At 45.4% G+C, this 20,942-nt stretch carries 20 protein-coding genes and 1 riboswitch; of the genes, 9 read left to right on the top strand and 11 right to left on the bottom strand.

Annotation, left to right across the window (positions count from 1 at the left end; all coding sequences use genetic code 11):
- Positions 1 to 11: 11 nt before the first annotated feature.
- Positions 12 to 560: a DUF1499 domain-containing protein gene (locus QT974_RS02715; protein WP_333466993.1), complete on the top strand. Its 549-nt coding sequence runs from the start codon at positions 12 to 14 to the stop codon at positions 558 to 560.
- A gap of 543 nt (positions 561 to 1,103) precedes the next feature.
- Here the strand turns inward: QT974_RS02715 and QT974_RS02720 are convergent.
- Positions 1,104 to 1,514: an ArsR/SmtB family transcription factor gene (locus tag QT974_RS02720; protein WP_333466994.1), complete on the bottom strand. Its 411-nt coding sequence runs from the start codon at positions 1,512 to 1,514 to the stop codon at positions 1,104 to 1,106.
- A 142-nt stretch (positions 1,515 to 1,656) separates the two neighbouring features.
- Between QT974_RS02720 and QT974_RS02725 the strand changes: the two genes are divergently transcribed.
- Both QT974_RS02725 and QT974_RS02730 read left to right on the top strand, forming a co-directional pair.
- Positions 1,657 to 1,824 (top strand): metallothionein, encoded by a 168-nt coding sequence (locus QT974_RS02725; RefSeq protein ID WP_332946779.1) that lies wholly within the window; start codon positions 1,657 to 1,659, stop codon positions 1,822 to 1,824.
- A 275-nt stretch (positions 1,825 to 2,099) separates the two neighbouring features.
- On the top strand, positions 2,100 to 2,360 hold the full coding sequence (locus tag QT974_RS02730) for a DUF7219 family protein (protein ID WP_333466995.1): 261 nt from the start codon (positions 2,100 to 2,102) through the stop codon (positions 2,358 to 2,360).
- Between the two features lie 150 nt (positions 2,361 to 2,510).
- Here the strand turns inward: QT974_RS02730 and QT974_RS02735 are convergent, their stop codons facing one another.
- A complete protein-coding gene (locus QT974_RS02735; RefSeq protein WP_333466996.1) occupies positions 2,511 to 3,557 on the bottom strand; it encodes a metal ABC transporter solute-binding protein, Zn/Mn family in 1,047 nt (348 codons plus the stop codon).
- 88 nt (positions 3,558 to 3,645) lie between these two features.
- Between QT974_RS02735 and QT974_RS02740 the strand changes: the two genes are divergently transcribed.
- Positions 3,646 to 4,365: a metal ABC transporter ATP-binding protein gene (locus QT974_RS02740; protein WP_333466997.1), complete on the top strand. Its 720-nt coding sequence runs from the start codon at positions 3,646 to 3,648 to the stop codon at positions 4,363 to 4,365.
- Positions 4,366 to 4,643: 278 nt separating this feature from the next.
- Entirely contained in the window at positions 4,644 to 5,480 is an 837-nt protein-coding gene (locus QT974_RS02745; protein WP_333466998.1) for a metal ABC transporter permease, read from the top strand.
- Positions 5,481 to 5,824: 344 nt separating this feature from the next.
- Here QT974_RS02745 and QT974_RS02750 read toward each other — a convergent pair whose 3' ends face one another.
- From QT974_RS02750 to QT974_RS02770, 5 genes are all read right to left on the bottom strand, one after another.
- Positions 5,825 to 6,505, bottom strand: coding sequence for a CADD family putative folate metabolism protein (locus QT974_RS02750; RefSeq protein ID WP_333466999.1), 681 nt, complete (start codon positions 6,503 to 6,505; stop codon positions 5,825 to 5,827).
- Between the two features lie 200 nt (positions 6,506 to 6,705).
- The gene (locus QT974_RS02755) at positions 6,706 to 7,752 is read right to left on the bottom strand and encodes a WD40 repeat domain-containing protein (RefSeq protein ID WP_333467000.1); all 1,047 of its coding nucleotides are present in this window, start codon (positions 7,750 to 7,752) and stop codon (positions 6,706 to 6,708) included.
- Positions 7,740 to 8,711, bottom strand: a complete 972-nt coding sequence (locus tag QT974_RS02760; RefSeq protein WP_333467001.1) for a CobW family GTP-binding protein — start codon at positions 8,709 to 8,711, stop codon at positions 7,740 to 7,742. Before QT974_RS02760 ends, QT974_RS02755 begins: the two co-directional genes overlap by 13 nt.
- Positions 8,712 to 8,967: 256 nt before the next feature.
- A complete protein-coding gene (cobW, locus tag QT974_RS02765) occupies positions 8,968 to 10,002 on the bottom strand; it encodes a cobalamin biosynthesis protein CobW (protein WP_333467002.1) in 1,035 nt (344 codons plus the stop codon).
- A 260-nt stretch (positions 10,003 to 10,262) separates the two neighbouring features.
- Entirely contained in the window at positions 10,263 to 10,679 is a 417-nt protein-coding gene (locus tag QT974_RS02770; protein ID WP_333467003.1) for a DUF1636 domain-containing protein, read from the bottom strand.
- A gap of 22 nt (positions 10,680 to 10,701) precedes the next feature.
- Positions 10,702 to 10,848: riboswitch (cobalamin riboswitch) on the bottom strand.
- A 142-nt stretch (positions 10,849 to 10,990) separates the two neighbouring features.
- Here QT974_RS02770 and QT974_RS02775 point away from each other — a divergent pair.
- Both QT974_RS02775 and QT974_RS02780 read left to right on the top strand, forming a co-directional pair.
- Positions 10,991 to 12,976 (top strand): serine/threonine protein kinase, encoded by a 1,986-nt coding sequence (locus QT974_RS02775; RefSeq protein WP_333467004.1) that lies wholly within the window; start codon positions 10,991 to 10,993, stop codon positions 12,974 to 12,976.
- 178 nt (positions 12,977 to 13,154) lie between these two features.
- Positions 13,155 to 14,429 (top strand): serine/threonine protein kinase, encoded by a 1,275-nt coding sequence (locus tag QT974_RS02780; protein ID WP_333467005.1) that lies wholly within the window; start codon positions 13,155 to 13,157, stop codon positions 14,427 to 14,429.
- On the opposite strand, the gene QT974_RS02785 is transcribed toward QT974_RS02780, so the two are convergent.
- The 3 genes from QT974_RS02785 to cynS all read right to left on the bottom strand — a co-directional run bounded on the left by QT974_RS02785 (position 14,421) and on the right by cynS (position 17,281).
- Positions 14,421 to 15,032 carry a type IV pilin-like G/H family protein gene (locus QT974_RS02785; RefSeq protein WP_333467006.1) on the bottom strand — a complete coding sequence of 204 codons (612 nt, stop codon included), beginning with the start codon at positions 15,030 to 15,032 and terminating at the stop codon, positions 14,421 to 14,423. The genes QT974_RS02780 and QT974_RS02785 overlap by 9 nt on opposite strands.
- Positions 15,033 to 15,087: 55 nt before the next feature.
- Positions 15,088 to 16,470 carry an ATP-dependent protease ATP-binding subunit ClpX gene (gene clpX / locus QT974_RS02790; protein ID WP_333467007.1) on the bottom strand — a complete coding sequence of 461 codons (1,383 nt, stop codon included), beginning with the start codon at positions 16,468 to 16,470 and terminating at the stop codon, positions 15,088 to 15,090.
- A 367-nt stretch (positions 16,471 to 16,837) separates the two neighbouring features.
- Positions 16,838 to 17,281 carry a cyanase gene (gene cynS / locus QT974_RS02795; RefSeq protein WP_333467008.1) on the bottom strand — a complete coding sequence of 148 codons (444 nt, stop codon included), beginning with the start codon at positions 17,279 to 17,281 and terminating at the stop codon, positions 16,838 to 16,840.
- Between the two features lie 346 nt (positions 17,282 to 17,627).
- On the opposite strand from cynS, the gene QT974_RS02800 reads away from it, so the two are divergent.
- Together QT974_RS02800 and QT974_RS02805 are read left to right on the top strand one after the other, a co-directional pair.
- Positions 17,628 to 17,972 carry a slr1659 superfamily regulator gene (locus tag QT974_RS02800; RefSeq protein ID WP_333467009.1) on the top strand — a complete coding sequence of 115 codons (345 nt, stop codon included), beginning with the start codon at positions 17,628 to 17,630 and terminating at the stop codon, positions 17,970 to 17,972.
- 149 nt (positions 17,973 to 18,121) lie between these two features.
- Positions 18,122 to 20,239, top strand: coding sequence for a sensor histidine kinase (locus tag QT974_RS02805; RefSeq protein WP_333467010.1), 2,118 nt, complete (start codon positions 18,122 to 18,124; stop codon positions 20,237 to 20,239).
- A 325-nt stretch (positions 20,240 to 20,564) separates the two neighbouring features.
- On the opposite strand, the gene QT974_RS02810 is transcribed toward QT974_RS02805, so the two are convergent.
- Complete coding sequence (locus QT974_RS02810; protein ID WP_333467011.1) at positions 20,565 to 20,693, bottom strand: hypothetical protein; 129 nt, start codon at positions 20,691 to 20,693, stop codon at positions 20,565 to 20,567.
- Positions 20,694 to 20,942: the final 249 nt, after the last annotated feature.

The following is a 20,942-nucleotide window of genomic DNA, read 5'->3' on the forward strand; positions in this document are numbered from 1 at the left end:
TAAGATGAAAATTGGCTCAAAATTGCACTCTCGGTAGGGTAGATATTTTGCAAACAGTTGAAACAAAAAAATCGCCGACAGCATTCAAAAAAGTCCTGGTTATTTTAATGTCACTGGTAGCGGTAGCGCTACTGGCGATCGCAACTTTTATCCTAATTCCCGGAGAAAAAACAGTGTTTGCTGGAAAAAAACCCACCAATATCGGCGTTGTATCAGGAAAACTCGCAGCGTGTCCCGATCGCCCCAACTGCGTCAGCAGCTTCAGTCAAGATGCCGAACACCAAATTGAGCCTTTGGCTTACACTTCGTCCCCTGCTGAGGCTATGGCTAAGCTCAAAGGAGCGATCGACTCAAGCGCCAAAACTAAAATTGTCACCGCAACTGATAATTACCTGTATGCAGAGTTCACCAGTGCTTTGATGGGTTTTGTCGATGATGTGGAATTTTTGGTGGATGATGCAGCAAAAGTCATCCACGTGCGATCGGCTTCGCGTTTGGGACAGTCGGATTTAGGAGTTAACCGCAAAAGGATAGAAACCATCAGAGCTCAACTAAATTAAGTGCGAGCATAATTTCTAGGTGTTAACACAGCCCCGTCCTGTTTGCAGGAGGGGCTTTGATTTTGCTACCTCACAGCGCACGGCGCTTGGGGGCGCTAACCGAGTCAAACTTTCCTCAACACCAAGCGGACTCAAGAAAATAAGGCAATTTTAAGCAGCTTATCTTCACACTCTGGCTCGATCGCCTGAAATATTGTAAAGCAGCGGTTTCAACAGCCGTGTCTTGTCAACCCACATATAATAGCCTTTCTCAGAAAGATGAGGTACGACTGGGGATAGGGCATTGGCCTCCGTGGCCTCCGTGGCCTCCGTGGCCTCCGTGGCCTCCGTGAGCATACCTCACTTTTTTGAGAACCGCTATATATTCTGGATGTGCATTATAGATATCGGTGAACACGCCCCTACAGAAATTACCAATGACAACTGACAACTGACAACCAACAACTGACAACTGACAACTGACAACCAACAACTGACAACTGACAACTGACAACTGACAACTGACAACTGACAACTGACAATTGACAACCAACAACTGACTAATTAAGATTCTTCGTCCAAGTGTTCGGCGACTGCTTGGTAAAGTTCTAAAACGTGCCGATCGAGTAAACTATAAAAAACTTGTCTGCCAACTTTGCGGTAACTTACCAACCGTATCGCCCGCAATGCCCGCAACTGGTGCGATACCGCCGATTCGCTCATGCTCAAAGCCGCCGCCAAGTCGCACACGCACAATTCTTGATTTGCTAAGACTGACAGCAGCCGCAGCCGGTTCGCATCTCCCAAAAGACTGAAAAACTCTGCCATCCGTTGAGCTTTTGCGGTGTTGAGCACTTGTGTTTGGATGTCTCCAACCCGCGAACTTTCCACTACGTGCGATCGCCCGCAAATTGGTGTATCGTTTTGTTGCTCAGGCTGACTTATCGCTCCGTTAACAGCAGACTTCGGTGACATCTTTTCCCGGCTGATTTTAATTCTCATTTTCATATTAGCGCGATCGGCTTACCTTTTGTTACAAAACTTTTACATATCCTTGACATATATCTGAATATATGTTCAGATATTATTAGAGCGAAACACACCAGGAGAATGTAAAATGACCACTGTCACCCAAATGAAATGCGCCTGTCCTTCTTGCCTGTGCGTTGTCAGCCTTAGTGAAGCGATCGAAAAAAGCGGCAAATCCTACTGTTCCACTGCTTGTGCTGACGGCCACCCCAACGGTAGCGGCTGCGGCCACACCGGCTGCGAGTGCAGCAAATAAATATTCCGCTTCAGAACAGGTTAAGAAACAACCGTAAAATCTATCTAAAGGGAGATGCAACCAGCGCATCTCCCAATTTTCGTGCTTTTAGGTTAAATTAAAGTTAAAATACGGGTAATTAAAGGTTAAAATTGCCTTAATAGACGAAGCAGACAGCGAAAAAGCACCTTTGTTAGCAGCGGAATACAATAAAAGTAAGTTAGCGCGGCGGTACTAAGTGCCAAGACTGCTATTAATAGCAGAGACAGAACCACAAGTTGAATTAGGAGGGGGCAATGAAAGAGCGGGAAGATTTTTTACATCCTCGCAGTCGCTACTACGGTGATTTCACACCTGAAAACTTGGCGTTTAATGCCAACTTGCAGGAATTTGCTCAGAAAATAACTTATATTTGCTCTCTTGAAACTGGGGGTAAAATTAGCGCTGAGAAAGCCTATAAAGATATTAAGGCACTTTGGAAAGACTTAAAATCGTCTAAGAAGCAATTGGGAATTGGGCAAAAACCCCCCAGTACCGATGGGGACAATTCACCTTAAATTCATCGCAGATAGGACGTACGGTTGAAACCGCATCTATAAAAACGAAGTCCGCCTCCGCGGACTGAAGAAAATAATATAATTTTAACCGTCTTCAAACCGCGGAGGCGGTTTTTGTTTGTCTAGACGCGGTTTCAACCGCCGACTTTTCTATGGTTTAGAAGTTGGTGTTACTTCTCCTGCAAACCGAGTGCAATTGCCGCCGAGGCCGGAGGTAATTGCACAAGTATTAGTTTTTAGCATTCCTTCATAGGTGTCAGCGCCAGTGCTGGAACCGCCTAACTCGTCGCTGTAAAGTTCTTTGTCCGAAATTTTGACATTTGCTTCCCTCGCTACAGTCTGCATTAACTTCGGATTAGTTGTGGTTTCTACAAAAATTGTCGGCACTCCTGCTGTCTTAATTTCTGATGATAATTCGGCAATTCTGGCGGCTGTGGGCTGTTCTTCTGTTGTCACTCCCTGCAAAACTCCCGCAATCTCTAAGCCGTAAGCATTGGCATAGTAACTCAGGGCATCGTGAGTTGTAACTAATTTGCGTTTTTCGGTCGGAATTGTCGCAATTTGTGCTTTAATCCAAGTATCTAATTTTGCTAAATTATCTGTTAATTTGGCGGCATTGCTAGTATAAAGTTCGGCATTGTTGGGAGCAATTTTTTTCAATTCATCACGAATTGTTTCTACCATCCGCACGCCATTTTGAGGATTATGCCAAACGTGAGGATCGGGGACTTTTTCGCCTGCTGCGTGGGGTTTATTTTCCGCTTTTTCTTCGTGTTCGTGTTCGTGTTCGCCCATCAGCGGTTTGGGAACGGCGAGTTCGTGTACGGCAATTTTTGGTGCGGTATTGGTACTGGATTTAATTAATTTAATGATGCTGGGTTCGTGGTCGTAGCCGGCGTATAAAATCAGATTGGCCGTTTCAATGGCTTTGCGGTCTTCCGGCTTGGTTTGATAGGCGTGGGGGTCTTCTCCGGGCTTAATTAAACAGGTGGTGTCGATCGAACTTTCGGCAATTTTTTTAGTTATGTCGCAGATAACGCCAGTCGTGGCTACGACTTTTGGCAAATTGGAACTCTGGATATCGGGCGCCGGCTTGCTGGTTTCGGAACCCGAAGAGCACCCAACCAGTCCGCAGCCGATCGCCAAAACCGCCACACCGCACAATCTGCTGCTTTTTTCCATCAAGTTTTTTAACATTTCACCTTTGGAACGATAATCGTTATTACTTTTAGAGTTATCCTATTCTAGTAGGCACGAACAAGAATCGTTCTCAAAATCTTAAATTATGTTAGAAGTGCAAGACTTGGCTGTAAATTATCGAGGAATTTCGGCCCTCAACGGCGTAAATTTTCAGTTAGATCCGGGACAGTTAACTGGTGTGTTCGGCCCCAACGGCGCGGGGAAAAGCACCATGGTGAAGGCGATGCTGGGATTGATTCCGACCTGTCGGGGTTTGGTAAAATATCAGGGGCGGTTGTTGAAGGAACAGTTGGGACGGGTGGCTTACGTGCCGCAGCGATCGCAAATTGACTGGGATTATCCAATTACAGTGCACAATGCGGTGATGATGGCGCGAACTGTTCACACTGGTTGGTTTCGCAGTCCCTCGAAGCAGTCGCAGGAATTGGTGAAAACTGCTTTGTTGCGGGTGGGAATGTGGGATTTGCGCGATCGACAAATTGGCGAACTCTCCGGGGGACAGCAGCAGCGCATATTTTTAGCACGATCGATCGCCCAACAAGCCGACTTATTCTTCTTCGACGAGCCCTTTAGTGCGATCGACAAAGCCACAGAAGAGATTATCTTCGATATTTTCGCCGAACTCAAAGCCGAAAACAAAACATTGCTAGTAATCAGCCACGATTTAGGCGACACTTTAAAAAAATACGATAATTTATTATTACTCAACAAGCAGTTAATCGCCACTGGTTCCTGCCGAGAAGTCCTCACCGCCGCCAATATTCAAAAAGCCTATGGATACGATTTAAGCTTAGTTGCAGCGTAAGCAAAATGGGAATATTCTAACTGTAGTATTCGTAGGAACGCACCCATTGGTGTCATCAACTTAACATCAAACGCAGTCTGTGACTGCTGCTTGAATATTAGGCTACAGATCCCCCCTAGCCCCCCTTAAGAAGGGGGGGACAAGAAGAACTCAAAGTCCCCCTTTTTAAGGGGGATTTAGGGGGATCTGGCCTCGGATATGAACGAGAGATACAAAGGACTTTAGCGTTAAGTTGATACCTATGGGACATACCTTACCCGATATATCGAGGAAATTAAATGTTAAACATACTAATTGAGCCACTAAAATTCGAGTTCATGCGAAATGCGATCGCCGTCGGCATATTGCTAGGAATTGTCTGCGCGGTAGTCGGCTCATACTTAATTGTACAGCAAATGGGAATGATGGTAGACATGATTGCCCATTCAGTATTAGCAGGACTGCCGGTGGCATTTTCTTTAGGCTTCAATATTTCGATCGGCGCATTTATATCAGGAATCATCAGCGCGGTAATTATGGCGTGGATTCAATCGCAATCCCGGATTAAAATAGATGCAGTCATGGCATTAATTTTGTCAACATTTCTAGCAATTAGCGTCACCTTAATTAGCTTATTGCGGACAACAAAACTAGACTTAGACGGGTTTTTGTTTGGAAATATATTGTCAGTTGCACCGTCTGACGTACAGCAGACTTTTTTGATAACTGTAATTATTTTGGTTGCAGTTAAAATCTTTTACAAAGAACTGCTATTTTATACCTTCGATCCGTTGGGGGCGCAAGCGTCTGGTTTGCCTGTAAACTGGATTTACTTGGGGATGATTTCGGCGATTACGCTGACTGTGGTTGCGAGTTTGCAAACTGTGGGCGCACTGTTAGTAATTTCGCTGTTAATCGGGCCGGGAATTACGGCGTATTTGTTAGTAAAAGAGTTACATTTAATGATGGGAGTGGGGGCAATTATTGGAATTACAGCTAGTCTGACTGGAATGTATCTTAGCTATTATTTTAATATGCCATCTGGTGCAGCAATTGTATTAGTTGTTTTTGGATTATTTTTAGTAGCTTTGCTGTTCAGTCCCAGTCAAGGAATTTTGACGAGAAAGAGAGGATAGCATTCCTGGAGGCACAGGATTTATCTGTAGTGCATTTTTTACTCTTACTTACGCAAAAAGTTCCCCGTAGGGACACGGCAATGCCCAAGGCGTGTCAACTTAAGGTAAAACCCATAGTCCGGCAAGGGTTGAAACCCCTGCCTCAAAGCTAAAGTCCTCTTAAGAGGACTGAGAATAAAAATTTTAAACTCATTAGTCCTCTTTAGAGGACTTTAGCTATTAGACAGGGACTTCAGTCCCTGGCGGACTGGCGGGTGGGTGGGAGGACTGGCGGACTGATAGCTTAAGTTGACACTAATAGGCTCTTGGAGTGTCCCTACAGGGGCTACATATAGAGGTTTTGCTTACTTAGCTTGACAAAAGGTTTCGTAAACACCATCAAGCAGTAAATTAAGAGCAAAAGTTGCTTTTTCGGCAGCTAATAGCGCTTCCTGTTGTGCTTCTTCAGTTTCACAAAGCTGTAACAGCGCTTCGCGGGTGGCTTGCGAGTGGAACTCGTCGGCTTTTTCGTGAACTTGAAAGAAAGACAAAGCAGCTTGTGAATCGATGCCGTAGAATTCCTTTAAACCAGCGATTTTGGTTGTGGAAACTTCGGGGATTTGTGCTTCGTAAGCGTAGAGGGCGGCTAAACCTTTGGCGGGAGATTCGCTGCGCGCTAAGTCTTTGAGAATGCGGACGGATTCGGTGGTTTTTTCTAGGTGTTCGCGTTCGAGAACTGCTGTTCTATCTAAACCCAAACCTTCGGCGAAGCGCAGCCACAGTTCGGGGTGATTTGCGCAGCCTCTTTCTTCTTCTATCAGGTTTTCGAGGAGCATTTGACGAATTTTGATGTCGTCACAGGCGGCGTGCGTAGCGCTGACGTAGGTGGGGAAGTTGTGGACTTGCAGGTAGTATTCTTGTGCGTACTCTTGCAGCATTGCGAGGTCGAGTTTGCCTTCGTTCCACATTTGGTAGAACGGGTGTTTCAGCAGGTGGTTTTGGTCGAGAATGCTGTTGAGTTGTTCGAGAAATTGCTGTTGTGTCATAATTGTCGATCGCCCTTAAGGATAATGCAGCAAACCTGCGATAAAATTGGTTCGCAGTCAGGACTTGGGCCCTACAATAAAATGTTATGGTAATCTAGCAATTTGTCAAGACAAGTTTTCAATTGTTTATGTTGGGCTCAAGCGAGTACCGACACCCAGCAGCCAATTTAACATCGGTTGAATCCCTTGCAGGGCAAGAATTACGACCAAACCAGCAATTCGCCGCCATTCCCCCCAGCCGCCAGAAACTGACCATCGGGGTGCCATGCGAGACAGGAAAAACCGCCCTGTGCGCCTTCGAGAATTTGCAGCAATTGTGCTGCTTCGTACCACAAACAAAGTTGATCGTCGGCGGATGCAGAAGCTAATAAAAATGTGTTAGGTTGAAAGGCGATCGCACTTACGACATTTTCATGCACTTCTAACCCCCAAGAATTCCAACCGACACTTTCATCAGCATCTCTTTCCCAAACAGAAATGCCTCCAGAACTCGAAGCGGCTAACAAAGGTGCACCCAAAGAATTAGTTCTATCCGACCAAGCCAACTCCCGAACCTTCCCCGGAAAACCCTGCATTACCCACGGTTCAAAACTGCCCCATTCACTAACAATTAGGGAGTTGTCCATATTACCGCAAGCTAAATATTCCCCTTGGGGCGACCAAGCAATTGCACCTGTTACAGACGGTACTGATAAAATTTCCGGGTCTTCGTCCCAGTCATCGCCACTCCAAACTTTAACACCTTGATAGCCGCTAACTGCCAGATATTGAACAAGAGGATGCCATGCTAAATCGAGGATAGATGACGAGTCGAAATTCAGCGTTACTTCCACAACATTATCATCAGCATTCCAGACTTGAACGCAGCGGCCCAGACTGAAAGCTAATTGATTGGAGTGCGGACTCCAAGCTAACTTATCAACCCAGACCCGCTGGTTATCCAAATTAGCGATTAATTCCCCAGAATCAACGCGCCAAATTTGAACTTTTCCGTCTTGTCCGCCCGCAGCTAAGAATTGACTGTCGGCGGAAAAAGACAAACAATCTGCTGATTTTCCTGTAGCAGTTTGCAGCGGTTGTAAAGATAATTGATTAATTTCCCCTGTCGCCAGCATCACTTCGCCCGCAGCGGAACAAACTGCTAAAGTTGCGCCATCCGGCGACCAATTAACAGCAGTTATATAGTCAGACAGCATGGCTTTGGCGTAGAAGTCAAGGGTTTGTTCGCGACCTTTTAAACTAGACACTGATGGAAATCCTCTCGCAATTGAGTTTCGTTTAAGTTGCGGCCGATAAATACGAGTTCGTTTTTCGGAGTTTCCGTGGCCTTCCAAAGTCTATCGGGCCGGCCATCAAATATCATGTGCACTCCTTGAAAAACAAATCGCTCGTTTTTTCCAGCTATGTTTAAAATGCCTTTTGTGCGAAAGATATTCGGGCCTTGAGTTCGCAGCAATTCCTCAATCCAATCGCTAAATTTATTGCCGTCAATCGCACCGGGTTCGACTATTGCTACGGAAGTTACTGTTGCGTCGTGTTCGTGTTCGTGTTCGCCCAAAAAGTCGGGTTCAATTTCTAGAGCGCGGTTCAAATCAAATGCTTTGACACCCAACAAAGCATTCATATCTAATTCAGCGTTGCGGGTGCGGTGGATTTTTGCCATTGCATTCATGGCGCGAATTCGCTTTTCTAATTCTGCCAACTCTTCGGTTGTGACCAAATCTGTTTTGTTTAGCAAAACTACGTCAGCAAAGGCAATTTGTTCTTGAACTTCCTCTGCATCCCAATGTTGCCATACGTGCTTAGCATCAACGACAGTGATTACTGCATCTAGCAGCAATTTGTCGCGCATATCTTCGTCTACAAAAAATGTCTGAATTACTGGTGCGGGGTCGGCTAAACCTGTGGTTTCGATGACTATGTGGTCAAATTTGTCGCGCCGCTTCATCAAGTTGCCGATAATCCGAATTAAGTCGCCTCGGACTGTACAGCAAATGCAGCCATTGTTCATCTCGAAAATTTCTTCGTCAGCATCAATGATTAGTTGGTTGTCGATGCCTACTTCGCCGAATTCGTTGACAATGACTGCAACTTTTTTACCGTGTTCCTGTGTTAAAATGTGGTTGAGTAGCGTAGTTTTGCCGGCTCCCAAGTAGCCTGTAAGAACGGTTACGGGAACTGATTCGATCGCCCTAGCAGTCACCATATTTTACCTCGATTATTGTACAATGATAACCATTATCGTTATTGTACACCAGACAAGCTGACAGCAGCCACCAGATTAAATAATGTTAATAAATTGTTCGCAAGAGCTTTTGAATATTGGACATTGGGCTAGAAACCCGGTTTCTACGAGTTTTGGGAAAAAAAACGAGAAATCTAGCAAGAAACCGGGTTTCTGAGGTCAGTGTCCGTGACTAATGACTAATGACTAATAACTAATGACTAATGACTCAAGAGAATTAATTGCCGATTATAGCTGCAATTCGATCGCGCTCCAACTCTTTGCCAATAATCACCAGCTTGGTTTGGCGGAGCTCGGAAGGTTGCCAAGGGCGATCGTAAAAACATTCTATGCGATCGCCAACACCTTGCAACACCATCCGCATCGGTTTCTTGGGAACCGCCACAAACCCTTTAATTCGATAGATTTCTTCCTGCTGCATCAAGGCTTGCAGCTTTTTCACCAAGGCTTCCGGTTCAAATTCGCGATCGGCAATAAAGAAAGTCGAGTTAATATCATCATCGTGCTCGTGTTCCTCTTCCGTGTCGTGGTGACTCGGGCGGGACTCCAAATCATCCTCAACCGCCGCATTAAATCCCAACAGCACATCGGGGTTAATTTCGCCAGCCTTGCAAGGCACAATTTTTACACTCGGGCGTAACTCTTGCTGCAACCAGGTTTGAACTTTCTGTTGAGTTTCTGAATTTACGCGATCGACCTTCGTCAACAGTACCATATCGGCACAGGCCAACTGATCTTCAAACAATTCCTCGATCGGCGTTTCGTGATCCAAACTATCATCAGCCTGTCGCTGCGCCATCAAAGCATCAATATCCCCCACAAAATTACCGCTAGCAATAGCTTCGCAATCAACAACAGCAACCACGCCATCAACAGTAGCACCCGTGCGAATTTCCGGCCAGCGAAAAGCTTGAATCAAAGGCTTAGGAAGTGCGAGGCCAGAAGTCTCAATTAAGATACAATCAATTTGGTCTTTGCGCTTCAACAATTCCTGCATAGTCGGCAAGAATTCCTCTTGAACAGTGCAGCAAAGACAACCATTTGTTAATTCTACAATATTGGTTATTGCCTCTTCTCCATCATCGCAAACTTGGCAATCGCGCAGCAATTCTCCGTCAATTCCAATTTCGCCAAATTCGTTAACTAAAACAGCTATGCGGCGGCCTTGATTGTTTTGCAATAAGTGGCGAATTAAGGTAGTTTTGCCGCTACCGAGAAAACCAGTGATGACTGTAACAGGAATCTTGTGCATGGATACTTTTGTTGCTGTTTGTGTGATGGAATATCTTTCAATTTTAGGTCAATTGCTGACAAAAAACTCGTTAAACCGACAGTCCGGCAGGGGTTGAAACCCCTGCCTCAAAGCGAAAGTCCTCTTGCATAGGACTAATGAGTTCAAATTTTTATTCTCAGTCCTCTTTAGAGGACTTTCGCTATTAGCCAGGGACTTAAGTCCCTGGCGGATTGGTGGTCTTAGTTATCGCCGATGGGCAAAGTATGGAAGGAAAGAGCTTAATTTCCCAGCGGCGGAATTTTAGCCAAAACACCTTTTTTCAGAGCTTGAGGACGTTCAGCCCAAGGCAACAAACCATCCGGCTTAGCATAGTATTGACCCGCGCATTCCAGTACAGCCTCGACACTTTCCGGCTCATTTGCAGGCAAATCGCCAAACAAATAAGTGTACTTTCCAGCAGCAGCAAAAGACACCGCACAAGAATGACTGCAAGCACTCATGCACTCAACCTCTTGAATCTCAAATTTATCGGAAAACTCCCAATCTTGAGCGAGTTTCGATAAATCTTCCATAAATTGTTGGCCACCGCTTTTACCTTCGCGCTTCCCGTTTTTCCAAACACTAGCGCAAGCAGTGCAAACCAAAAGACAGTGTTTTGTGCGTACAGCCGTGTTACCTTTAGTTCCATTCATCATCCGTACCTCGCAGATGCGTTCAAAAGTTAGTTAAATATCGGCGGGCATTCTGACTTGAGAAACCACAAGAGTTTCATTACAGTTGCGGGACAGCGCCGGACTTGCACCGAACTTTCCCCGTTTCCTCTAGCGGCTGCTCCCCGCTAGAACCGATCGCGAATCACATCATACCGCACTTGCCGCCCTTTTGGAAAAAAGTTATCTTGGTAACAGCGATTTTTAATATCTACCCACATAAATTAACCCAGTTCGTAGTAAGGACTTTAGTCCTCTGATATTTCTGCGGACTGAAGTCCGAACGCTCAAACCTTATGAACGCTTTTCCCGACTTTTCCACACACGGCTATCAAGTAACCCGCGAACTCGGGTACAACAGTTTGGGCGGCCGCGTCACCTATCTCGCTACAAAAATTAACACAACAAAGCCAGTTGTCATCAAGCAATTTCAATTCGCCCAATTAGGTGCTAGCTGGACAGAATACGAAGCTTACGAACAGGAAATCAAAGTGCTCAAAAAGCTCGCACACCCTGGAATTCCCCGCTATCTCGATGCTTTCGGGACTGACAGCGGATTTTGCATGGTACAGGAATACAAAAATGCCGAATCTGCGATCGCCCGGACTTTCTCGCCACCGGATATTAAACAAATTGCGATCGCCACTCTAGAAATTTTAGCTTACCTGCAATCCCAAACACCACCCGTAATTCACCGCGACATCAAACCGGAAAACTTGTTGATAGATGACGAGTTAAATGTTTACCTAGTAGACTTCGGTTTTGCGCGCTTGGGAGGCGGAAATATCGCCGCCAGCAGCGTAGTCAAAGGCACAATGGGATTTATGCCACCAGAGCAAATGTTCAACCGACAATTAACAGAAGCATCCGACCTTTACGGCTTGGGTGCGACGCTGATTTGCTTGTTAACTGGTACAAAATCTGTCGATGTCGGCAACTTGATTGACGATAATTATAGCATTCATTTTCGGCATTTAGTACCGCCATTGCAGCAGGGTTGGATGAACTGGCTGGAAACAATGGTAGCGCCGAGAATACAAGATAGGTACAAATCGGCTGTTGATGCTTTGGCTGTTTTGAAGTCTCTGGATGCCAGCAGTTTACCTAAAGTGAGGCTTGAGCGCGATCGTATTCAGTTCACAGCCACAGAATTTGCAGAAAAAGTAACACAAACCGTCACTATAAGCAACCCAATTCCAGATACAATTTTAGCAGGAAGATGGGAAGTCGCACCGCATCCGAACGATCCGCCACATACCCCTTACGATCACTCTTGGATATCCTTTGAACCGCAGTCATTTGAAAGCAATGAATTGGAGTGTCAAATTGCGGTAGATACGAGCAAATTGCTAGCAAGTCAAAGTTATCAGCGGCAGATTATCCTCCACGCTAATTCCGATCCAGAGTGCCATAAATTTGCGATTCAAGTTAAAACTGCTCCTCTTCCCGAAACAATACCAATGCCCTATTTTTCTCTAAATAGACGGATGTTTATGTTCTTGTTTATCTGCGTCGGTTGGCTGTTTAGTATATATCCAGGGATTTCAGGGATTTCTTGGTTCTTATTAGCGGCGGTCCTCACGGGATTTATAGCAGCGGAACAAACGCTCGCTGCCCAAGTAAAGGGAACAAAAATCGATCGCTTAGGAGCTATTTTAGGAGCAAATTTGGGAGTTGCCATAATGCTTATAGGAGCAGATAGTTTTTGTAGAATAATTCTGGGGAGTGATTATAATGGCGTTCCGGGTATATTCTACATGGCTTTGTTAATTGGCTGTGTGGTGTCAGCTTTACTCGGTGCTTCAGCGGGTAGTGTTGCGAATATTAGCGGTTTGAACATCAGGAAATTTGCAGCTTCTGTAGTTGTGATTATCATTTTACTTACTATTCTGGCTCTGGGATCTATAGGAGAAATGATAAATATGCTGCTGGGTACGGGATATATATTTATACTTGTTTGTTGGCTTAGTTTTATGTGTTCGCTCGGAGTTAATGGTATGATTTCCGTTCGGCTTGAAAGAGGAGTTTCCGAGCAAGATGCTGTAACTATCGGATTTCTCACCGCTGGGTTTTGCATAAATTTAGGAGCCGGATTTCAACTGTTTTTGAATTTTGCGAATAATCTAGATTCAGTTGAACCAAGAGAGATTTTAGTTAGAGGAGGAATTACCATCGCCTCTCTCGCCGCCACGGCTATTCCATTACTTAACTTGATAGTTTTTAAAAGAAACAGAATCATTGCCGAATATCGCAAATCGGAACCAACTTTAATTAAACCATAACCAAATGTCCTTAATACTCCTGGACGCACGGGCGGTCAGAAACCGGGTTTTTTACGAAAATCTTTCGTCTGAGCGTAGCAAATTTGGTAAAAAACCCGGTTTCTTTGGCATAGATGCCTAAGTCACGTACAAACCTTTTCAGGACTGAAGTTCTTACTACAAACCTTACAAATTACTTATGAACGCTTTTCCTGACTTTTCCAACTACGGCTATCAAGTAACTCGCGAACTCGGACACAACCGCGCCGGCGGAAGAGTTACCTATCTCGCTACCGAAATTAATACCAAACGTTCGGTTGTTGTCAAACAATTTCAATTTGCCCAAACAGGCGCTAATTGGGCTCAATATCAAGCTTGCGAACAAGAAATTAAGATTTTGCGAGAACTGGATCATCCCAGCATTCCCCGCTATTTAGATTCCTTTCCAACTGCATCGGGTTTCTGCATGATACAGGAATACAAAAATGCCGATTCCCTCGCAACTTTGGGCCAGCTAACACCGCAGCGAACCAAGCAAATTGCTATCTCTGTTTTAGAAATCCTTAAATACTTGCAAAACCGCGTTCCGCCAGTTATTCACAGAGATTTAAAACCGGAAAATATCTTGGTTGATGACAGGATGAATGTCAGCCTTGTCGATTTCGGATTTGCTAGAATCGGGGGGGGAGAAGTGGCGGCTAGCAGCGTTGTCAAAGGCACCTTGGGTTTTATGCCACCCGAACAAATGTTCAACCGCCAGCTAACAGTCGCATCCGATTTATACAGCCTCGGCGCCACGCTAATTTGCTTGCTAATCGGCCTCAATTCTACCGAAGTTGGCAGCTTGATGGACGATACGGGGCGAATTAATTTTAAACATCGCTTACCGCAGCTTACTCCAGAATTTCTTGACTGGCTGCAAAAAATGGTGGAACCGAATTTTAAACACCGCTATGCTTCCGCAGATGCAGCCCTCAATGCTTTAATTTCCCTGGAGGTAGTTCGCCAGCCTAAAAAATCAAAACTTCCACTGATATCAATCGGAGTGTTGACAGTAAGTGCCGCTATTTTTCTCCCGTTTATCTTGAAATCTCCTCAACTTCAACAAGTAGTTAAATCCCAACCAGAAGCCAGAAAACCGAATTTAAAACCTGTGACTCAAGTGATGTTAACTAGCGAGCTAAAATCGGAACAAATTATAGATTTTGTGTCATTAGAAAAAACACAAAAAGTCTATTTTGCTGTCAGTGTCACTAACTTGTCAAAGCAAGAATATTACGCTACTTGTAGCGTATTTGACTCTCAAGGAAAATTGGCAGCCCAGGGTCTATCTCGTTTAAGAACAACCGCAGATCGACTAAATACTTGGTGCGGGTACAATTTTACAAAGGATGCCAAGCCTGGCAATTGGAAGTTTGAATTTTCTTTAGACAATCAAACAATGACACAAAATAGTTTAAAGGTATTACCTTAAAATAGTTGTATCGGGCGGGCAGTGAATTTCTGTGCCGTCAAAAGTTGGCTGCATCGGATTGCTTCGATACCCCTTTTTTTCCGGCTCGCTTTGGCAGATTGCTGAAATAGTTGTTAGTTGATTGCTAACATCTTTTTTGAAAGCAAATACTGCTCCTATATATACTGCGCCGTATTCTTTTTCCGCTTCCATAGAGAAATTCATAGGTATAGCAATCGCGATCGCGGTTTCAAATTGTGCTGGTTCGCGCTTATTCTCCAACGTTTGAACTGGCTTCATTAATAATGACTGAATTTGAGTCCTATAGTTATCTCTGCCGAGAGCTCCTTGTAGACCTAACCCTTCCAGGGAATCACTAAATTTGTTATTTTTTGCATAGTAATCTTCCTGCGCTTGATTGATGGAAACCATATCTGCTTCTGCTGACCAAGATTTGCCACTACTTGAGATTTTAATAGTGTTGAGTTGGAAATTGTAAAAAGATGCTAGTATGCCAGCCATAAAACCGCTGTAAATTACAGTCCGTACCACCAGACTGAATACTGAAACGCTGTATGTTTCACTTTTTTTATCTATATCTGTTGACATTTTTTTAACTGTCATAAAGTAAATTGGCTAAGCTTGTAAGGTGCGCGCTGCGCACCCTACAGACTATAAATTAAGCTGTTTCGTGCTGTTTGTGCCATGCGGGATGCCACAGCAATTCGGCAGTCGATCGCTTCTCGACCATTTCCTTCGTAATCGTACAGTGAGCAACATCCTTGCGGGAAGGCAATTCGTACATCACATCGAGCATTAACTCCTCCAAAATGCTGCGGAGAGCTCTCGCGCCGGTTTTGCGTCGGTAGGCTTCCTGGGCGATCGCCCGCAGCGCTTCCGGCTCAAATTCCAACTCCACGCTGTCCATCTTCAACAGCTTCTGATACTGCTTCACCAGCGCATTCCGGGGCTCAGTCAAAATCTGCATCAACGCTGCTTCATCCAGCGGCGAAATCACCGTCACCACCGGAATCCGCCCCACAAACTCAGGAATCAAGCCAAACTTGACTAAATCATCCGGCTGTACCTGCTGCAAAATATCAGCCGCCCGCTTATCCTTTGCCGGCAAAGTCGAGTTGCTTTCAGTTTCTGTTGGCTGAATAAAGCCCAAGGATTTTTTACCCAAACGCTGGTCAACTATTTTTTCTAAGCCGACAAAAGCACCGCCGCAAATAAATAGAATCTTGCTCGTGTCAACTTGAATAAAATCTTGGTAAGGATGTTTGCGGCCGCCTTGTGGGGGCACATTAACTACCGTTCCTTCCAACATTTTTAGTAGCGCTTGTTGCACTCCTTCTCCCGAAACATCTCTGGTGATCGAAGTGTTTTCGCTTTTGCGAGCAATCTTGTCAATTTCATCAATATAAATAATCCCGCGCTGTGCAGATTCGACATCAAAATCTGACATTTGCAGTAGCCGCAGCAAGATATTTTCTACATCGTCGCCGACATATCCAGCTTCTGTCAGCGTCGTCGCATCGGCTACTGCAAACGGGACTTCGAGCATTTGCGCCAAACTTTGCGCTAACAGAGTTTTGCCGCAACCTGTGGGCCCGACTAGCATGATATTGGATTTTTGCAGTTCCACATCGCTGTCGGGGGAAGACTTGCCGCTGTCTTTGGCTTGGTCTACGCTCAAGCGCTTGTAATGGTTGTAAACTGCTACAGACAGGACTTTTTTGGCTGAGTGCTGCCCGATGACGTGGTTGTCTAAATGCTGTTTAATTTCTGTGGGTTTGGGAATTTGAGCTAGAACAATTTTCGATTTGTTCGATCGACCCGGGCGTTTCGTTCCTTGTCCCTGCGACTCTCGCACCTCTGACTGGGGAATCTGCTGACCAATTGTTTTGCTGGAGTCAAAGAACTCCTCTTCTAAAATTTCATTGCACAGTTCCACGCATTCATCGCAAATGTAGACGCCGGGCCCAGCTATTAACTTGCGGACGTACTCCTGCGACTTACCGCAAAAGGAGCATCTGAGATGGGAGTCATATTTTGACATATTTAGCCTCTTACTTGACGGTTGCGGTTGCTTGTTTCGACTGGAAAGTTTCGCCGGGAGCGATTCTTAGCCCTAGAAAGGTTTCCCAAGCGGACACCCCAGCCAGTCAGTCGATTTTAGACTTCGACTTCGCTCAGTCGAACGATTTTAGATTTGAGATTTACTCCACGGATAAATTTTGGAGGTTTAACCTTCGTCTAAAACTTAGGGATCTACACGAATTAAGTCAGGGGCTTGTTTACATTTTTTGCCTGCTCAAGCTTCGCGCTCTCTATTTCTAAGTTAGCACTTTTGAGCCATCACTTATGAGTCATGAGTCATGCGACCAAATTTTAAATTTTCCCTCTTGAGCACTCGCGGCACTCGCTTACCATTTTTTGTATTCCAAAAATTTTCCTGACATAATTATTTTCACTCGATCGCCTTTTGGGTCTGTTTCTTTCTCGACATCCAAAGTAAAGTCGATCGCGCTCATAATCCCGTCACCAAATTTTTCGTGGATCACTGCTTTGAGCGGCATCCCGTACACCTGCATAATTTCATAGAACCGATAAATCAGCGGGTCAACTGGAACTGCTGCATCCAAAGAACCTTTTAACGGAGGTTCGCACAGCACCGCAGCCATCTCGTCCGACAGTCCCAAAGCCAATCCAATTTTTTCGGCTTCATCCACCGATGCGGTAGCTTGACGGTAAATAACTGCGGCAATCCAAACTTCATCGCGACCCAAAACTTTTTCCAATTCTGCAAAACTAATTCCCTTAGCTTTTTTAGCAGCCAAAAGCTTTTCGGTTATTTCAGAAATTGCCATTAAATATTCTCCAACTCACTGCCGTGCTAGATGGCAAATTTTTATCATATTTTGGTAATATTGTCAATACCAATTCTCTAAAAAAAACGGAATCTATGGCTCGGAACTTTAGCAAAAGCTGGTCTTGTTAATCCGCCTTGCCTTGCAACAGATCGCTCCCCAAATAACAGATAAATGCCCTGCGGCAATGGTACAGTTGGCAGTATATGTAGTGCAAGTTACACACACCCAGGCATTCGGCAACAGACTTGCCTGCCGAAATTCGACGGTGCCAGCCGAGGGCACGGATGGCGATATCCCACAGATCAGACCCCTTTACCGCTCACAACATAGAACTGACAAAAGTATGGAGATTCAGACCAAAGACTACAGCATTGAGTACGATCGCGCTACTCAAACAATTACCTGCTGCGGCTCATTCCGGCTCAGCCAGACGGAAGAATACGCGCCGATCGTCGATCTGCTCAACGAAGTAACTGACTCATCGCCAAACACAATTACTCTAGACTTGCGAAAGCTAGAATTTTTAAACAGTTCGGGAATTAATATTGTCTCAAAATTTGTGATCAAAGTGCGCCAGCAAAAAAATATTCAAATCGCCGTCAAAGGCTCTAAACAGATACCCTGGCAGGGAAAATCACTGAAGAACTTGCAGCGGCTGATGCCTTCGTTGCACTTAGAATTAGAATAAAAAATCCAAAAAGGTAACGCTGAGTCCCCGAAAAAGTCCGGGCAGGAGCATGAGTGGGGTACAAGTGAAGCGGAATAAGTCATAGTTAAGTTACCACCAAACTGTAACAAACTTCAGTACCGACTAAAAAATACCAATTCTCAATTGCTATGCAGGAAGAACCATCAAGAGAACAGCTACTTTTGGACGTTCAGCGACTGAGTGCAGAACTTGAAAACTTGAAGGGCGAAAAGGTAGATCTAGAAATTTTGCTGGAGACTACCACCGAACATTCCGATACGATGGAAGCTCACTTGCTCTCTCAAAGCGAACAGCAGTTTCGGGCGATCGCCTCGGCAACTCCGGTACCGATACTGGTCTCTCGCCTCTGTGACGGCTTAATTCTGTATGCAAACGTGAAATCGGCGAATCTCCTGAACATAGCTGTCGAATCATTGATCGGCTCTCACACCCGAGACTTTTATTTCAATCCGAGCGACCGGCCGCTTGTACTAGAGGCCCTGGCCAAAGACGGATACCTTCAAGACTACGAACTCAATTGCAAAAAATCTGACGGTAGCCATTTCTGGGCCACGATCTCGGTTCAGCCGCTGGTGTTCAAAGGTGAGGCGGCGACATTGTGCGCTTTGTACGACCTCACCCAGCGCAAGCAAGCAGAACAAACCCTCCAAGAAAGCGAACATCGCCTCCGCCGCCAGAGTCTGGCTCTGTTGCAGCTAGGCCGGCAGAGGACTCTCAACAGCGGTGCGCTGAATGCGGGAATTCGCGAAATTACCGAGGCTGCCGCTCGCACTTTGGAAGTGGAAAAAGTCAGCGTCTGGCTTTACAACCATTTCAGATTTGGCGCCCGCCAGCAGAGCGAACCTCAGCTCAATTTTACCCACAGAGCGATCGCCCAAAACCAAGCAGAATCGATCGATACAAAGACGCCCGCCCGAGAGCGATACCAGGGACTGAATCATTCTAAGTTTAAAATCCCCAACCTCAAATTAGTTTGTCTGGACTTGTACGATCGCACCCACGAGAATCATTTGAGTCGCCAGCAAATATCCGGAGGCGATGTACAATTTTCAATCGTCGGCGCCCAAGGCGAGACACCGGGCGAAAACTTAGCTGAGGAAAATCCTTTAAAAGCGGCGCCAAACACTCAAAAGTCCGAAACTCATTTGTGCCACTTATCTTCGGTAGAAGAACATTCCGCTGTACTGCCAAATCAGAGCAAGCCAAATTCATCGATCTTAAATGTAGCAATTCGGCTCGGCGGCCAGATCGTGGGCATCCTCTCTGTCGAACATATCGGTGCGCCCCGCCAGTGGGCTCTGGAGGAGCGCACCTTCGCCGATTCTTTGGCAAACTTGGTAGCGCTGGCGATCGAAGGATTTGAACGACAGCGAGCCCAGGAAGCACTCTCCAAAGCCAAAGCCCAGCTCGAAATGACCGTCGATCAGCGCACCGGTCAACTCACCGCCGCCAATAAACTGCTCCGCATCGAAATTGCCGAGCGCAAAAAAGCCGAAATAGCCTTACAAGAAGCCTTACACAAAGCTGAAGCAGCATCCAGAGCAAAAAGCACTTTTTTAGCCAATATGAGCCACGAGCTGCGGACGCCGCTCAACGCGATTATCGGTTACAGCGAAATGCTAGAAGAAGAAGCACTCGAATCCGGACTCGAAGACATCGTTCCAGACACCCAAAAAATTCGTAACGCCGGCAGACACTTGCTGACTTTAATTAATGACATTCTCGATCTTTCTAAGATAGAAGCGGGTAGGATGGAGCTTTACTTAGAACCTTTTGATATCAGAAATTTAATCGAAGAAGTCGTTACAACCTTGCACCCTTTAGTCGAAAAAAATCACAATCAATTGCAAATTTCTTGCTCTTCTAATTTGGGGTTAATGTATGCAGATTTGACTAAAGTTCGGCAGATTTTATTCAATTTGCTCTCGAATGCCCTGAAGTTTACTGAAAGTGGAACAGTGCTGCTGCGTGCGACTCGGGAACTAGCAGGCGGCACCGATTGGGTTTATTTGCAAGTATCTGATACGGGCATTGGAATGTCTGCCCAACAGCAGCAGAGTTTGTTTCAACCTTTTATGCAAGGAGATGCTTCTACTACTCGCAAGTACGGCGGCACCGGTTTGGGATTGGCAATCAGCCGCTTGTTTTGTCAGATCATGGGTGGCGATATTACTATTGAAAGTCAGTTGGGTATTGGCTCTACTTTTACTGTGCAATTAAAAGCAGAAGTTGATATTAGTAATTAGTCATTAGTCGTTAGTCCAGCCGTCATTAGTCATTAGTCATTAGTTATTAGTCATTAGTCGTTAGTCCAGCCGTCATTAGTCATTAGTCCTGCCGTCATGTTTTGGGAGCTTAAGAGCTGGCGAACGTTATTAGTCCTGGCGTCAGCTTGCCCGAAGAGCGACTTGTGCTGAGCTTCGGCTACGCGGAAGGGTTGTCCTGCCGTCATTAAAAAGAAGCCAACGAGTAGGCGATGGATTTAACGGATTTAATGGATGGGTGAAAGATGCAATAATTCGCCATTACCTATTACCAATTACCTATTACCAATTACCTATTACCAATTACCTATTCCCAATTACCTATTCCCGTTTTAACTGTGACACCGATCGCCCTCGACCTCTGTTTCCCATCACACAGTAACATTTTTTCCCTAGCTACAATACCTTTACGATCGCAAAATTGTACCCCACGCATAGATCGGCGCACCTCGCTGGCTTCACCAGCCGCACCTCAACCCAATTAAGGGGGGGTGGGGGATTGCTTCTAGAAAGGCAATTTGCTACAAATCGTCTTATAGTTTCCAACCAGTAGAAAGCAAAAGTTAACAGGAAATCAGGAAGTATCAAAGGTATCAGAACGAAATAACATCCTCGGTGCCTTTTGGGAAAGCCTTTGGAACTGGAAACTGCGCCTCTACTACCTCTACTGTCATGCGGCCTTCAT

The organism is Microcoleus sp. BM001215392, assembly GCF_036700185.1.
Lineage (GTDB): Bacteria > Cyanobacteriota > Cyanobacteriia > Cyanobacteriales > Microcoleaceae > Microcoleus.